Raw genomic sequence first — 14114 nt, 5'->3', positions numbered from 1 at the left:
CGCGCCACAACGAGCACTTTTGCCGAGAAGCGATGCGAGCGCCGATTCTCAACCTGCTGCTGATCGCCAACGTCGCCGGCGCAAGCCTCGCGCAAGCCCAGACGGCAACACCGGCGCCCCAGACCGCAGCCATCTCGCCCGACGCGATCAAGCAGCGCGAGCAGGAGCTGGAAGCTGCGCGCGCCAGGCAGAGGGGCGCGGAAGAAGCGCAGGCCAAGCTCAAGGCCGAGATCACCGCGCTCGGCCAGGACCGCACCCAGCTCAATCAGCAGCTGATCGAGACCGCGGCCAATGTGCGCACCGTGGAGAGCAAGATCGACGAGGCCGAAGCGCGGCTGCGCGCGCTGAACGGCCGCGAGCAGCAGATGCGCAGCTCGCTCGATTCACGCCGGGCCGACATCGTCGAAGTGCTCGCGGCCTTGCAGCGCGCCGGAAGGCGCACGCCGCCGGCGCTGCTGGTGCGGCCCGAAGATGCGCTGCAATCACTGCGCACGGCGATGCTGCTCGGCGCCGTCGTGCCGGAATTGCGCGGCCGCGCCGAGAAGATCGCGGCCGAGCTCGGCGAGCTCGTGGCCTTGCGCAAGGCCATCGCCACCGAGCGCGACCAGCTCGCCTCTGACCGCGACAGGGTCCGTAACGATCAGACCCGGCTCGCCGCTTTGGTCGACGAGCGGCAGCGCCAGCAGGCGGCACGCGAAAAGGACCTGGACGCCGAGAGTTCGCGCGCCATCGCGCTTTCACGGCAGGTCGGCGATCTCCAGGGGCTGATCGCCAAGATGGAGCAGGACCTGCAGAGCGCCGCCAAGGCTGCCGAGAAGGCCGCGGAGGCCGCAAGGCAGGCCGAGGCCAAGGCGGCCGCCAGCGCCAACATCAACGCCAAATCGGGCCCGGGCGCTTTCAAGGACAAGTCCCGCAACACCCCGGCGATCGCCTTCGCTTCCGCCAAGGGCCTTTTGCCTCTCCCTGTTAACGGTAACAAGATCAGGGACTTTGGCGGTTCCGACGGGGTTGGCGGGGTCCAGAAGGGGATTTCGCTGGCCACCAAGCCCGGCTCCCAGGTCACGACGCCGTGTGACGGCTGGGTGGTCTATGCCGGGCCGTTCCGTAGCTATGGACAACTCTTGATCCTAAACGCCGGTGGCGGGTATCATGTCCTGATCGCCGGGATGGAGCGCATTTCGGTCAACATCGGACAGTTTGTGCTCACGGGGGAGCCGGTCGCGACCATGGGATCGACCTCACAAGTCGCCTCCATTCTCGCCACGAACGCGAGTCAACCTGTGCTGTATGTCGAGTTCCGTAAAGACGGCACTCCAATCGATCCAGGCCCATGGTGGGCCGCAAATGAAGGCGAGAAGGTTCGCGGATGATGCGCAAGACTTCAGTAATCCTCCTCAGCGCCGCCACCGGTGCAGCGCTGACGCTGTTCGTGACCCAGCCGCGCGCGGTCTTCATGGGCTCCAGCGCGCGAGCCGCCACCGCGGACACCTATCGCCAGCTCAATCTGTTCGGCGACGTCTTCGAGCGCGTGCGCTCCGACTATGTCGAGAAGCCCGACGACACCAAGCTGATCGAATCCGCCATCAGCGGCATGCTCACCGGCCTCGATCCGCATTCGAGCTACATGGACGCCAAGAGCTTCCGCGACATGCAGGTGCAGACCCGCGGTGAGTTCGGCGGTCTCGGCATCGAGGTCACGATGGAAGACGGCCTGATCAAGGTGGTCTCGCCGATCGACGACACGCCCGCCTCGCGCGCCGGCGTCATGGCCAACGACATCATCACCAACCTCGACGACGAGGCGGTGCAGGGCCTGACGCTGAACCAGGCGGTCGAGAAGATGCGCGGCCCGGTCAACACCAAGATCAAGCTCAAGATCATCCGCAAGGGCCAGGACAATCCAATCGACGTCACGCTCGTGCGCGACAACATCCGTGTCCGCTCGGTGCGCGCGCGCGTCGAACAGGACGATATCGGCTACATCCGCATCACCACCTTCAACGAGCAGACCACCGAAGGCCTGAAGCGGGAGATCGGTAACCTCACGAACCAGATCGGCGGCGACAAGCTCAAGGGCTTCATCATCGACCTGCGCAACAATCCGGGCGGCCTGCTCGAGGAAGCGGTCACCGTCTCGGACTCCTTCCTTGAGAAGGGCGAGATCGTCTCGACCCGCGGCCGCAATGCCGAGGAGACCCAGCGCCGCACCGCGCATGCGGGCGACCTGACCAAGGGCAGGCCGGTCATCGTGCTGGTCAATGGCGGCTCGGCCTCGGCGTCGGAAATCGTCGCCGGCGCGCTGCAGGACCACAAGCGTGCGACGATCGTCGGCACGCGCTCGTTCGGCAAGGGCTCGGTGCAGACCATCATCCCGCTCGGAAGCGGTAACGGCGCGCTACGGTTGACCACCGCCCGCTACTACACGCCGTCGGGCAAGTCGATCCAGGCCAAGGGCATCGTGCCCGACATCGAGGTGCTGCAGGACGTGCCGGACGAGCTGAAGTCGCGCACCGACACCAAGGGCGAGGCTTCGCTGCGCGGCCATCTGAAGAACGACGGCGACGAGAAGACCGGCTCGCAGTCCTACGTCCCGCCGGATGCCAAGGACGACAAGGCGCTCAAGCTTGCCGGCGACCTGCTCCACGGCATCAAGAACAGCGCCTCCGCAGCGCCGACGCCGGGCGGCGACAACAAGGCCACGGCCGACAGGCCCAAGGCGGCGAACTAAGGCCTCGCATTCTGCGATCTGACGAAAAGGGCGGCTCCTGGAGCCGCCCTTTTTGCGTGGGGCTCCCGACCCCCCGGCCTATCCCGGCCTGCCGCCGCTTGACCTCGGCATGGTATCGTCGGCTGGAGTGATTCGGGATCTCGCATGACTGAAACGGCCGATGATCTGAGCGCGCCGCTCGGACAGGACAAGCCGCGCCGGAAACGCCGGCTGCGGCTGCCGTTCACGGCCATGCAGCTGCTTGCCGTCCTGCTCGGACTTTTCCTCCTCACCTTTGCCGGTTTCGCCATCTTCAACAAGGATCCGCTTGGCGGCGAGCCGATGACCCGAATCGCGATCCGCGCTCCCGATGCCACGGACGAGAAGCCGGCGGCCTCCAGCCACGGCTCGGAGAGCAAGCCAGAGGGCAAGCACGAGACCAAGGAGACGCCGAAGCAGGCCGCCCCCGGTGAGCAGAAGACCATCACCATGATCGACGGCTCGACCGGCGCCCGCCACGACGTGGTGATCGGCGGTGGCGATGCCGCCGACAAGGGCGAGGCGGCATCCGCCCCGCCGCCCGTCATGGCCGGAATCAATCCGAAGCTCTTGGAGAAATCGCGCTACGGCATGATCCCGATGACCGCCGACGGGCTGAAGCCGTTCAACGTCTATGCGGCGGACGCCGACCGCGCCAAGGCCGCCAAGATGCCCGTGGTGGCGATCGTGATCGGCGGCCTCGGCGTCGGCGCCGCCAAGACCCTGGACGCGATCATGAAGCTGCCGCCGGCGGTGACGCTGGCCTTCACGCCCTATGGCGCCGACCCCGGCAAGCTCGCCGAGCGCGCCCGCGCGCAGCGCCACGAGATCTTCCTCCAGATCCCGATGGAGCCCTATGACTTCCCCGACAACGATCCGGGACCGCAGACGCTGCTGACCTCGCTCAGCCCCGACCAGAACATGGACCGTCTCTATTGGCACCTGAGCCGGATGCAGGGCTATGCCGGCCTCACCAATTTCATGGGCGCGCGATTCATCGCGACCGAGCCGGCGATGCAGCCGATCATCCGCGAGGCGGCCAAGCGCGGCCTCGGCTTCTTCGACGATGGCTCCTCGCCGCGCAGCATCGCGCCCCAGGCCGCGGCGAACCAGGCCATGCCGTTCGGCAAGGGCGACATCGCCATCGACGTGGTGCCGACGCCGACCGAGATCGACCGCGCCCTCAACAAGCTCGAATCGACCGCACGCGAACGCGGCATCGCTGTCGGTACGGCCTCGGCCCTGCCCGTCTCGATCGAGCGCATCGGCGCCTGGACCAAGACATTGGGCGACCGAGGTATCCTTTTGGTGCCATTGACAACCGCGATGCTGAAATCAAAATCCAGCTAAATCAACGAATTGGTACGGCACGGCTCCCGCGGGCCGCATCAAGCCGGACCTAGGGCATGCGAGAGGTCTGGCGGAATGGCGCGTTACGAGGATCTGCCCTACCGGACCTGCGTCGGTGTGATGCTGCTCAATCCAAAGGGACTGGTGTTCATCGGCCGCCGCGCCGGCGGCATCGAGCATGTCGACGACACCCATGTCTGGCAGATGCCGCAGGGCGGCGTCGACCCCGGCGAGGACACCTGGGAAGCCGCCAAGCGCGAGCTCTACGAGGAGACCAGCGTACGCTCGGTCGAGCGGCTCGGCGAAGTCCCGGACTGGCTCACTTACGACATTCCGCGCACGGTTGCGGGGCGCGCCTGGAAGGGCCGTTACCGCGGCCAGCGCCAGAAATGGTACGCGGTGCGCTTCACCGGCAAGGACAGCGAGATCAACGTCGAGAAGCCCGGCGGTGGCGGCCACAAGGCGGAATTCGTGAGCTGGCGCTGGGAATCGATGAAGAATCTCCCTGAATTGATCATCCCCTTCAAGCGCCCGGTCTATGAGCGCGTGGTGAAGGAATTTTCCGCGCTGGCGGAGGATTGAATGGTTGCCGTCGTTCCGGGGCGATGCGACAGCATCGAACCCGGAACCTCGAGATTCCGGGTTCGCGCTGCGCGCGCCCCGGAATGACGACGAGAGAGATTTGCAAGTGACCAATGAAAAGCCCTACCGCCCCAACGTGGGCATCGCGCTGTTCAACACCGACGGCAGTGTGCTGATCGGCCACCGCTTCAAGGGCGACGGGCCGGAGATCATTCTGCCGGGGCTCGACTGGCAGATGCCGCAGGGCGGCGTCGACGAGGGCGAGGATCTGCGCGATGCGGCGATGCGCGAGCTCTGGGAGGAGACCAATGTCGTGAGCGCCGACTTTCTCGGCGAAACCGACTGGTTGGCCTACGAGTTCCCACCCTACGACGGGCCGCAAACGCACCGGCTGGCGAAGTTTCGGGGGCAACGGCAAAAGTGGTTCGCGCTGCGCTTCACCGGCCGCGACGACGAGATCGATCCGCTGACACCGCGCAACGGCCAACCCGCCGAGTTCGACGCCTGGCGCTGGGAGCGCCTCGACCGTGTCGCCGATCTCGTGGTGCCGTTCCGCCGCGACGTGTACCGCGCCGTGGCGCGAGAGTTTGCTGCCTTCGGAAACTGAAGGCGCGAAAACAACCCCATGCACAGTAGCGAAGTGTTTGACACGTCGCGATAAAATCGGCGGCAGCTCCAGCGATCCCGCAACAAAGTTTCAGCGCCCGCCACTTCCGTGACGAGCGCTGAACCTGTTCAGGAATCTGGAGCTTGAGCCCCGGAGCGGTGCCCCGGGGCTTAGTGCATAGCCGTGGAGCTGAGCTGCTGCTGGATGCTCTTGAAGTGGTCGAGCCGCTCGATGGCGTGATCGAGCTCGCCGCCTTCGTGCTCCTTCAGACCCTCTTCCATCTCCGCGATCGTCTCGGCGAACTGCGCACGATCGAGTTCGTCCAGCGAGGTCGCGACGTCGGCGAGCACCGTCAGGCCCTTCTCGGAGACTTCGGCGAGGCCGCCGAGCACGATGATCTTCTCGTGCCTGCCGCCGGCGGTCACCGTGAGAATGCCGGGCCGGATCGCAGCCACGACCGGCGCATGCCCTGCCAGCACGCCGAAATCGCCCTCGACGCCGGGGATGTCGACCTGGTCGACCTCACCCGAGAACGCGAGCTTTTCCGGAGAGACGAGATCGAAATGGAAGGTGGCCATTGAGAACCTGCGAATGGTGAGTAGCGAATGGCGAGTGGCTGAAAGAGGGAGCAGCTATTCGCCACTCCCTATTCGCTTTTCGCCAGCTTACGCCGCTTCAGCGGCGAGCTTCTTGCCCTTCTCGACGGCTTCTTCGATGGTCCCGACCATGTAGAAGGCGGCCTCCGGCAGGTGATCGTACTTGCCTTCGACCAGGCCCTTGAAGCCCTTGATGGTGTCGGCGAGCTCGACGAACTTGCCCGGCGATCCCGTGAAGATTTCGGCGACGTGGAACGGCTGCGACATGAAGCGCTCGACCTTGCGAGCGCGGGCCACGGTCAGCTTGTCCTCTTCCGAAAGCTCGTCCATGCCGAGAATGGCGATGATGTCCTGGAGCGCCTTGTAGCGCTGCAGCACCTGCTGGACCTGACGGGCGACCGCGTAGTGCTCCTCGCCGACGACCAGCGGGGAGAGCATGCGCGAGGTCGAGTCGAGCGGGTCCACCGCCGGATAGATGCCCTTTTCGGCGATCGAGCGCGACAGCGTCGTGGTCGCGTCAAGATGCGCGAACGAGGTCGCCGGCGCCGGGTCGGTCAAGTCGTCGGCCGGAACATAGATGGCCTGCACCGAGGTGATCGAGCCCTTCTGCGTGGTGGTGATGCGCTCCTGCAGCGCGCCCATGTCGGTCGCGAGCGTCGGCTGATAACCCACGGCCGAAGGAATACGACCCAAGAGCGCCGACACTTCCGAGCCGGCCTGGGTGAAGCGGAAGATGTTGTCGACGAAGAACAGCACGTCCTGGCCCTTGTCGCGGAAGTCTTCCGCGATGGTGAGGCCCGTGAGCGCGACGCGGGCGCGGGCGCCCGGCGGTTCGTTCATCTGGCCGAACACCAGCGCGCACTTCGACTTCACGCTCGGATCCGGATTCTTCGGATCGGCGTTGACCTTGGACTCGATGAACTCGTGGTAGAGGTCGTTGCCCTCGCGGGTGCGCTCGCCGACACCGGCGAACACGGAGTAGCCGCCGTGCGCCTTCGCGACGTTGTTGATCAGTTCCTGAATCAGCACGGTCTTGCCGACGCCGGCGCCGCCGAACAGGCCGATCTTGCCGCCCTTGGCGTAGGGCGCGAGCAGGTCGACGACCTTGATGCCGGTGACGAGAATTTCAGCCTCGGTCGACTGGTCGGTGTAGGTCGGCGCCTCCTGGTGGATGGCGCGCAGGCCTTCCGACTTGACCGGTCCGGCTTCGTCGATCGGCTCGCCGATGACGTTGATGATGCGGCCGAGCGTGCCTTCGCCGACGGGAACGCGGATCGGAGCGCCGGTGTCGGTCACTTCCTGGCCGCGGACCAGACCTTCGGTGGTGTCCATCGCGATCGTGCGCACGGTGGATTCGCCGAGATGCTGGGCGACTTCGAGCACCAGGCGGTTGCCGCCGTTCTTGGTCTCGAGCGAATTGAGAATGGCCGGGAGGTGGCCTTCGAACTGCACGTCGACGACGGCGCCGATGACCTGGGTGACGCGACCGACCTGGGCTGCCATTGAATGTCTCCTTCGATCCGAACTTCTAGACCACGGTCAGCGACCGGGATGTTGCGTGTAATGAGTACTGAAGCGCCTTGATCAGACGGCCTCGGCGCCCGAGATGATTTCGATCAGTTCCTTGGTGATCTGCGCCTGACGCGTGCGGTTGTAGACCAGCGTCTGCTTGCGGATCATTTCGCCGGCGTTGCGCGTCGCGTTGTCCATCGCGCTCATCTGCGCACCGTAGAACGAGGCGTTGTTCTCGAGCAGCGCGCGGAAGATCTGGACCGCGAGGTTGCGCGGCAGAAGGCGGGTGAGGATCTCATCCTCTTCCGGCTCGTATTCGTAGGACGTGGTGCTCGCAGCAGCGCTCTCCTCGACGACCAGCGGGATCACCTGCTGGGCGGTCGGGATCTGCGCGATTACCGACTTGAAGCGAGAGTAGAACAGCGTGCAGACGTCGAACTCGCCGGCCTCGAAACGCGCCAGCACCTTCTTGGCGATGTCCTCGGCATTGACGAAGCCGAGCTGGCGGACACTGCGCAGATCGAGATGCTCGACGATCTGCTTGTCGAACTGGCGGCGCAGCTGCTCGTAGCCCTTGCGGCCGACGCAGAAGAACTTCACGTCCTTGCCCTGCGCCATCAGCGCGAGGGCGCGCTCGCGGGCGAGACGCACGATCGAGGAGTTGAAGGCGCCGGACAGGCCGCGCTCGCCGGTGCAGACCAGCAGCAGATGCACCTGATCCCTGCCGGTGCCGGCCAGCAGAACCGGCGCACCGGGCGAGCCCGCAGCGGCGCTGGCGATGTTGGAGATCACCGCGCTCATCTTGTCGGCATAGGGCCGCGCCGCTTCCGCGGCGGTCTGCGCACGGCGCAGCTTGGAGGCTGCGACCATCTGCATGGCCTTGGTGATCTTTTGCGTCGCCTTGGTGGAGGCGATGCGGACGCGCATGTCTTTAAGTGACGCCATTCTTCGTTCACCCCGGCGGTTCGACCCTTGCGATCAACCCGCTAGCCTATCCCAGTCGTCATGCCCGGGCTTGTCCCGGGCATCCACGTCCCGTCTTGCACGCCAATAGGCGTGGATGGCCGGGACCTCAGTTGCGAAGACGCGCTTCGCGCTTTAGCCCGGCCATGACGGCGTTGTTACGCGAAGCTCTTCGCAAAACCCTCGACCACCGACTTCAGCTTGCCGGCGGTGTCGTCGGCGAGATCGCGGCTGTCGCGGATCGCGTTGAGGATGTCGACGTGCTTGCCGCGCAGCAGCGAGAGCAGGCCGTCCTCGAACGCACGCACCTTGTTGAGCGGGAGCGGATCGAGATAGCCGTTGGTGCCGGCCCAGATCACGCAGACCTGCTCTTCCATCTTCAGCGGCGAGAACTGCGGCTGCTTCAGGAGCTCGGTCAGGCGCGAGCCGCGGTTGAGCAGGCGCTGGGTCGAGGCGTCGAGGTCGGAGCCGAACTGCGCGAACGCCGCCATTTCGCGGTACTGGGCGAGCTCGCCCTTGATCTTGCCGGCGACCTTCTTGGTGGCCTTGGTCTGCGCCGAGGAGCCGACGCGCGACACCGACAGACCGACGTTCACCGCAGGACGGATGCCCTGGAAGAACAGGTCGGTTTCCAGGAAGATCTGGCCGTCGGTGATCGAGATGACGTTGGTCGGGATGTAGGCCGACACGTCGTTGGCCTGGGTTTCGATGACCGGCAGCGCCGTCAGCGAGCCCGAACCCTGGTCCTTGTTCAGCTTCGCCGCGCGCTCGAGCAGGCGGGAGTGCAGATAGAACACGTCGCCCGGATAGGCTTCGCGGCCCGGCGGGCGGCGCAGCAGCAGCGACATCTGGCGGTACGCGACGGCCTGCTTGGACAAGTCGTCATAGATGATGACCGCGTGCATGCCGTTGTCGCGGAAGTACTCGCCCATGGTGCAGCCGGTGAAGGGCGCGATGTACTGCATCGGCGCCGGATCGGAGGCGGTGGCGGCGACGACGATCGAATATTCGAGCGCGCCCTGCTCTTCCAGCACCTTCACGAACTGCGCGACGGTCGAACGCTTCTGGCCGACGGCGACGTAGACGCAGTACAGCTTGATGTTCTCGTCGGGCTGCGCGTTGAGCGGCTTCTGGTTCAGGATGGTGTCGAGCGCGATCGCGGTCTTGCCGGTCTGGCGGTCGCCGATGATCAGCTCGCGCTGACCGCGGCCGATCGGGATCAGGGCGTCGATCGCCTTGAGGCCGGTCGCCATCGGCTCGCTCACCGACTTGCGCGGAATGATGCCGGGCGCCTTGACGTCGACGCGCATGCGCTTCTCGGCCTGGATCGGACCCTTGCCGTCGATCGGGTTGCCGAGCGCGTCGACGACGCGGCCGAGCAGCCCCTTGCCGACCGGCGCGTCCACGATGGCGCGGGTACGCTTGACGGTCTGGCCTTCCTTGATCTCGCGGTCGGCACCGAAAATAACGACGCCGACGTTGTCGGTTTCGAGGTTCAGCGCCATGCCGCGGGTGCCGTTCTCGAACTCGACCATTTCACCGGCCTGGACGTTGTCCAGACCGTAGACGCGGGCGATACCGTCGCCGACGGACAGCACCTGTCCGACTTCGGAGACTTCAGCTTCCTGGCCGAAATTCTTGATCTGGTCCTTGAGGATCGCGGAAATTTCCGCGGCGCGGATGTCCATCAGCCTGCCTCTTTCATCGCGTGCTTGATCGAATTGAGTTTGGTGCGAAGCGAACCATCCACCATACGGCTGCCCAGCTTGACGACGAGGCCACCGATGATCGAGGGATCGACTTTCACGTTCAGCGCGACGTCCTTGCCGGTCACCGACTTCAGGGCAACCTTGAGGGCATCGAGATTCTTGTCCGAGAGCGCTTCCGCCACGGTGACGTCGGCCGTCGTCTCGCCCTTGAACTTGGCGACGAGGGCGCGGTAGCCGCGGATGACGTCGGCCACCACGAACAGGCGGCGGTTGGCGGTCAGCACCTTGAGGAAGTTGGCGGAGATGCCGGCGATGCCGGCCTTGGCCAGCACGGCCGAGAGGGCCCGAGACTGGGCGTCGGCCGCGAACACCGGGCTGCGGACGAGGCGCTTGAGATCCGCGCTCTCGTTCAGCAAGGCATCGAATTTGTCGAGATCGGCTTTGACCTCGTCGACCACTTTCTGGTCGCGGGCCAGTTCAAACAAGGCCGTTGCATAACGGCCGGACACACCTGAAACGGACGTATCTTCTGCAGCCACAGACGCGCTCTTTTTGCTGTCAAACTCGCAAGGGAAAAACCGTCGCCACGAAGCGGCGCCTAGCGATCCAAGCCCTTGGAATTCAAGCGGGACTTCGATTTTCGACCAGCACGGGAGGTGCCGGGCTCGTTAAAATCGCGGCTTTGCTAACATAGCAGGCGCGCACGTGCAACATGACGCCAAATTAAAGGCACGAGGTTCTCTCGCCAGTTCGTCGCAGCGGACGACGCCGCGAGGGCGTCGCTGACGCGTTCGGGCGGAGGACCTCCCGCGTTGCGGAAATTGCCGGGAGCCTCCCCGGCGGTTGGTTCCTGCCCTCAGCGCATAGCGGCCATGAACACGGATCGCTGAGGCGTGATTTCGAAGCCGCCGGTTCCACTGGCCGAATACTTACCGAATTCTGAACAATCGAAGCGATCACTTCGTTTTACAGTATTACGAAGTAATCATGAGGTTAATGAATCGTTAAAGCCGAAGATTACGAAACATCGTCTGATTATCGCACAACGGTAACAAGATGTTTCATGACGAAACATACCCAATTTACTGCCCAATTCATGCCTCATTGGGAATCGAAACGCCAAACCGCTCACAAACTGATGGGGGCTCCACTGGCCACACATGTGGCAATACTAGCTTAGGGACCAATAAATGCTGTCTTTGAAGACGCTGGGCTTTGTGACCCGGCCGCGTACGGCGATCGCTTTCGTCGCCGCAACCCTTCTCATCGGTGGAACCGCCACCGAAGCGTCCGCCAAATCCCGGCATCACCGGCACCATCATCATCACCGCCACCACGCCCAGACCGATACCAACGCGACCTCCGATTGGCGCAACGCCAATGCGTCGATGACGCCGACCTCCGGCACGGGCCGCAGCTTCTCCGGCATGGCTTCCTTTTACGGCAACGAGTCCGGCAGCCGGACGGCGTCGGGCCAGCGCTTCAACCAGAACGCCATGACTGCGGCGCACCGTTCGCTGCCGTTCGGCACCAAGCTGCGCGTCACCCATGGCAGCCAGAGCGTCATCGTCACCATCAATGACCGCGGCCCGTTCATTCGCGGGCGTGTGCTCGACCTCTCCACGGGTGCCGCCCGCGCCATTGGCCTCACCAGCCGCGGCGTCGGCCGCGTCACCGCGGAAGTCGTTTCCTAAAGGGGCGCTTCAGCGCCTCTCCTCACACGCGCAGTTTTCATCAGTTTGCTGCGCGCGTGAGACAAGCCCGTGGTCTTGGGGGACCACGGGCTTTTTTGTCGTCATTCCGGGGCGCGCGCAGCGCGAGCCCGGAATCCATCGCGCGGCAGAGTTGGTGGAAGAATGGATTCCGGGCTCGCGACTTCGTCGCGCCCCGGAATGACGACCAAGCATTTGGTGACAGTGGCGCCTACAAGAAGCTCTGCGGATCGACGTCCACCTCGAGCTTGAGATTGCCCGTCGGCTTCGGGCACACGGCGAGCCAGCTGCGCAGATAGTCCGACAGATCGAAGCCCCGCGCCGATTTCACCAGGATGCGGAAGCGGTAGCGGCCCTTGATGACGGCGAGCGGCGCTTCCGCCGGGCCCAGCACCACGACGCGTTCGTCGCGCGGCGCCAGCGCGACGAGCTTGCGGCCGAAACCTTCCGCGCTCGGCCGGTCGCCTGCCGAGATGATCAGGCTCGCGAGCCGGCCGAACGGCGGATAGAGCGTCTTCTCGCGCAGCTCGATCTCGCTGTCGTAGAAGGCCTCGCGATCGCAGGCGATCAGCGCCTTCATCACGGGATGATCGGGCTGGTGGGTCTGGAGGTAGCCGACGCCGCGGCCCTGCTCGCGTCCGGCGCGGCCGATCACCTGGTTGAGCAATTGCCAGGTGCGCTCCGCCGCGCGCGGATCGCCGTTGGAGAGGCCAAGATCCGCATCGATCACGCCGACCAGATTGAGCCGCGGGAAATTGTGGCCCTTCGCCACGAGCTGCGTGCCGATGATGATGTCGACGCGGCCCTCCGCGATCTCGGCGAGCTCGATGCGCATCGTCTCGATCGAGGTGATGAGGTCGCTGGACAGCACCATGGTGCGCGCGTCCGGGAACAGCGCGGCCGCCTCCTCCTGCAGGCGCTCGACGCCGGGACCGACCGCGACCAGCGATTCCTCGGCCGAACAGTTCGGGCAGATATGCGGGCGCGGCATCGAGAAGCCGCAATGGTGACAGACTAGGCGCTGGCGGAAGCGATGGTCGACCAGCCATGCATCGCAGATGGTGCAGGCGAAGCGATGGCCGCAGGCACGGCACAAGGTCAGCGGCGCATAGCCGCGCCGGTTGAGGAACAGCAGCGCCTGCTCGCGCCGCTCGATCGCGATTCTGATCTCGCCGGCAAGCCGCGGCGAGATGAAGCGGCCGCGCGCGGGCGGCTCGCGCCGCAGGTCGATCGCCTCGATATGCGGCATGTGCTGGCCGCCGAAGCGCGAGGGCAGCGCGATGCGCTGGTAGCGGCTCTTGCGCGCATTGACCTCCGATTCCACCGACGGGGTCGCGGAGGCCAGCACGACCGGAATCCTGGCGATGTGCGCGCGCACCACCGCCATGTCGCGGGCGTGGTAATGCACGCCGTCGTCCTGCTTGTAGGCCTGGTCGTGCTCCTCATCGACGACGATGAGGCCGAGATTGGCATAGGGCAGAAACAGCGCCGAGCGCGCGCCGACCACGACCGGCGCTGAACCTTCGGAGATCGCGGCCCAATTGCGCGCGCGGGTGCGCGGCGTGAGCTCCGAATGCCATTCGATCGGCCGCACGCCGAAACGCTGCGCGAAGCGATCGAGGAACTGGCCGGTCAGCGCGATCTCCGGCATCAGGATCAGCGACTGCTTTCCGCGACGGATCACCTCGGCCACGGCTTCGAAATAGACCTCGGTCTTGCCCGAGCCGGTGACACCGTCGAGCAGCGCGACATGGAAAGTGCCGTTGGCCGCGAGCGCGCGCATAGCATCCACACCGGCACGCTGCAGCGGCGAGAAATCCGGCCGGCCGAAATCCGGATCGGGCGCGGGCGGCGGCGCGGGCGGCGGCATCGGCTCGACCGTGAGCGTGCCTTCGTCGACGAGGCCGTCGATCACGCCTGAGGAGACGCCCGCTTCCTTGGCCGCCTCGGACTTGCCGTGCAGCAGCCGATCGGACAGCACCGCGATCACCCGCTGCCGCGCCGGCGTCAGGCGCTTCGGGGGATCCCCCACGAGGCGAACGCCGGCGCGCACCCGCTCCGGGCCGAGATTCTCGCCCATGCGCAGGCACATGCGCAGCACCATGCCGCGCGGGCTCAGCGTGTAATTGGCGACCCAGTCGACCACCGAACGCAGCTCGGGCTTCAGCGGCGGGATATCGAGCTTCTCGCTGACCTCCTTGAGGCGATTGTGCAGGCGCGGATCGGGATTGGCATTCTCGCCCCACACCACGGCGAGCACCTCGCGCGGGCCGAGCGGCACACTGATGAGATCGCCCGCCTTCAGCTCCATCCCGCGCGGCATCTTGTAGGAATAGG

The 14114-nt window shown here is 65.4% G+C and carries 12 protein-coding genes; 6 read left to right on the top strand and 6 right to left on the bottom strand.

Annotated features, from left to right (window positions below; translation table 11 throughout):
- Positions 1–32: 32 nt before the first annotated feature.
- The 5 genes from H1B27_RS34800 to H1B27_RS34780 all read left to right on the top strand — a co-directional run bounded on the left by H1B27_RS34800 (position 33) and on the right by H1B27_RS34780 (position 5285).
- Positions 33–1370, top strand: coding sequence for a murein hydrolase activator EnvC family protein (locus H1B27_RS34800; RefSeq protein WP_197969134.1), 1338 nt, complete (start codon positions 33–35; stop codon positions 1368–1370).
- Positions 1367–2728, top strand: coding sequence for a S41 family peptidase (locus H1B27_RS34795; protein ID WP_061880214.1), 1362 nt, complete (start codon positions 1367–1369; stop codon positions 2726–2728). The genes H1B27_RS34800 and H1B27_RS34795 overlap by 4 nt, the downstream gene beginning before the upstream one ends.
- 144 nt (positions 2729–2872) lie before the next feature.
- A complete protein-coding gene (locus tag H1B27_RS34790) occupies positions 2873–4096 on the top strand; it encodes a divergent polysaccharide deacetylase family protein (protein ID WP_197969133.1) in 1224 nt (407 codons plus the stop codon).
- Between the two features lie 75 nt (positions 4097–4171).
- Complete coding sequence (locus H1B27_RS34785) at positions 4172–4678, top strand: RNA pyrophosphohydrolase (protein WP_061880212.1); 507 nt, start codon at positions 4172–4174, stop codon at positions 4676–4678.
- A 106-nt stretch (positions 4679–4784) separates the two neighbouring features.
- On the top strand, positions 4785–5285 hold the full coding sequence (locus H1B27_RS34780; RefSeq protein ID WP_061880211.1) for an RNA pyrophosphohydrolase: 501 nt from the start codon (positions 4785–4787) through the stop codon (positions 5283–5285).
- A gap of 170 nt (positions 5286–5455) precedes the next feature.
- On the opposite strand, the gene H1B27_RS34775 is transcribed toward H1B27_RS34780, so the two are convergent.
- The 5 genes from H1B27_RS34775 to H1B27_RS34755 form a co-directional block, all read right to left on the bottom strand.
- The gene (locus H1B27_RS34775; protein WP_061880210.1) at positions 5456–5863 is read right to left on the bottom strand and encodes a F0F1 ATP synthase subunit epsilon; all 408 of its coding nucleotides are present in this window, start codon (positions 5861–5863) and stop codon (positions 5456–5458) included.
- Positions 5864–5950: 87 nt separating this feature from the next.
- Complete coding sequence (atpD, locus tag H1B27_RS34770; RefSeq protein ID WP_061880209.1) at positions 5951–7384, bottom strand: F0F1 ATP synthase subunit beta; 1434 nt, start codon at positions 7382–7384, stop codon at positions 5951–5953.
- Positions 7385–7465: 81 nt separating this feature from the next.
- On the bottom strand, positions 7466–8338 hold the full coding sequence (locus tag H1B27_RS34765) for a F0F1 ATP synthase subunit gamma (protein ID WP_061880208.1): 873 nt from the start codon (positions 8336–8338) through the stop codon (positions 7466–7468).
- A gap of 176 nt (positions 8339–8514) precedes the next feature.
- Complete coding sequence (atpA, locus tag H1B27_RS34760; RefSeq protein WP_061880207.1) at positions 8515–10044, bottom strand: F0F1 ATP synthase subunit alpha; 1530 nt, start codon at positions 10042–10044, stop codon at positions 8515–8517.
- Positions 10044–10604, bottom strand: coding sequence for a F0F1 ATP synthase subunit delta (locus tag H1B27_RS34755; protein WP_131874110.1), 561 nt, complete (start codon positions 10602–10604; stop codon positions 10044–10046). The genes atpA and H1B27_RS34755 overlap by 1 nt, the downstream gene beginning before the upstream one ends.
- 651 nt (positions 10605–11255) lie before the next feature.
- On the opposite strand from H1B27_RS34755, the gene H1B27_RS34750 reads away from it, so the two are divergent.
- A complete protein-coding gene (locus H1B27_RS34750; protein ID WP_197969132.1) occupies positions 11256–11759 on the top strand; it encodes a septal ring lytic transglycosylase RlpA family protein in 504 nt (167 codons plus the stop codon).
- Between the two features lie 229 nt (positions 11760–11988).
- On the opposite strand, the gene H1B27_RS34745 is transcribed toward H1B27_RS34750, so the two are convergent.
- On the bottom strand, positions 11989–14114 hold a 2126-nt coding region (locus tag H1B27_RS34745), incomplete at its 5' end, for a primosomal protein N' (protein WP_197969131.1).

The sequence above is a fragment of the Bradyrhizobium diversitatis genome, assembly GCF_016031635.1.
GTDB lineage: Bacteria > Pseudomonadota > Alphaproteobacteria > Rhizobiales > Xanthobacteraceae > Bradyrhizobium > Bradyrhizobium diversitatis.
Note: the sequence above shows the minus strand (reverse complement) of the source record. Positions and strands in the feature narration are given on the sequence as shown.

Excerpts from the sequence above, each read along its gene's own strand:
- H1B27_RS34750 (WP_197969132.1), top strand. The coding sequence starts at position 11,256 with ATGCTGTCTTTGAAGACGCTGGGCTTTGTGACCCGGCCGCGTACGGCG.
- H1B27_RS34795 (WP_061880214.1), top strand. The coding sequence starts at position 1,367 with ATGATGCGCAAGACTTCAGTAATCCTCCTCAGCGCCGCCACCGGTGCA.
- H1B27_RS34765 (WP_061880208.1), bottom strand. The coding sequence starts at position 8,338 with ATGGCGTCACTTAAAGACATGCGCGTCCGCATCGCCTCCACCAAGGCG.
- atpD (WP_061880209.1), bottom strand. The coding sequence starts at position 7,384 with ATGGCAGCCCAGGTCGGTCGCGTCACCCAGGTCATCGGCGCCGTCGTC.
- H1B27_RS34800 (WP_197969134.1), top strand. The coding sequence starts at position 33 with ATGCGAGCGCCGATTCTCAACCTGCTGCTGATCGCCAACGTCGCCGGC.
- H1B27_RS34790 (WP_197969133.1), top strand. The coding sequence starts at position 2,873 with ATGACTGAAACGGCCGATGATCTGAGCGCGCCGCTCGGACAGGACAAG.
- H1B27_RS34775 (WP_061880210.1), bottom strand. The coding sequence starts at position 5,863 with ATGGCCACCTTCCATTTCGATCTCGTCTCTCCGGAAAAGCTCGCGTTC.
- atpA (WP_061880207.1), bottom strand. The coding sequence starts at position 10,044 with ATGGACATCCGCGCCGCGGAAATTTCCGCGATCCTCAAGGACCAGATC.
- H1B27_RS34785 (WP_061880212.1), top strand. The coding sequence starts at position 4,172 with ATGGCGCGTTACGAGGATCTGCCCTACCGGACCTGCGTCGGTGTGATG.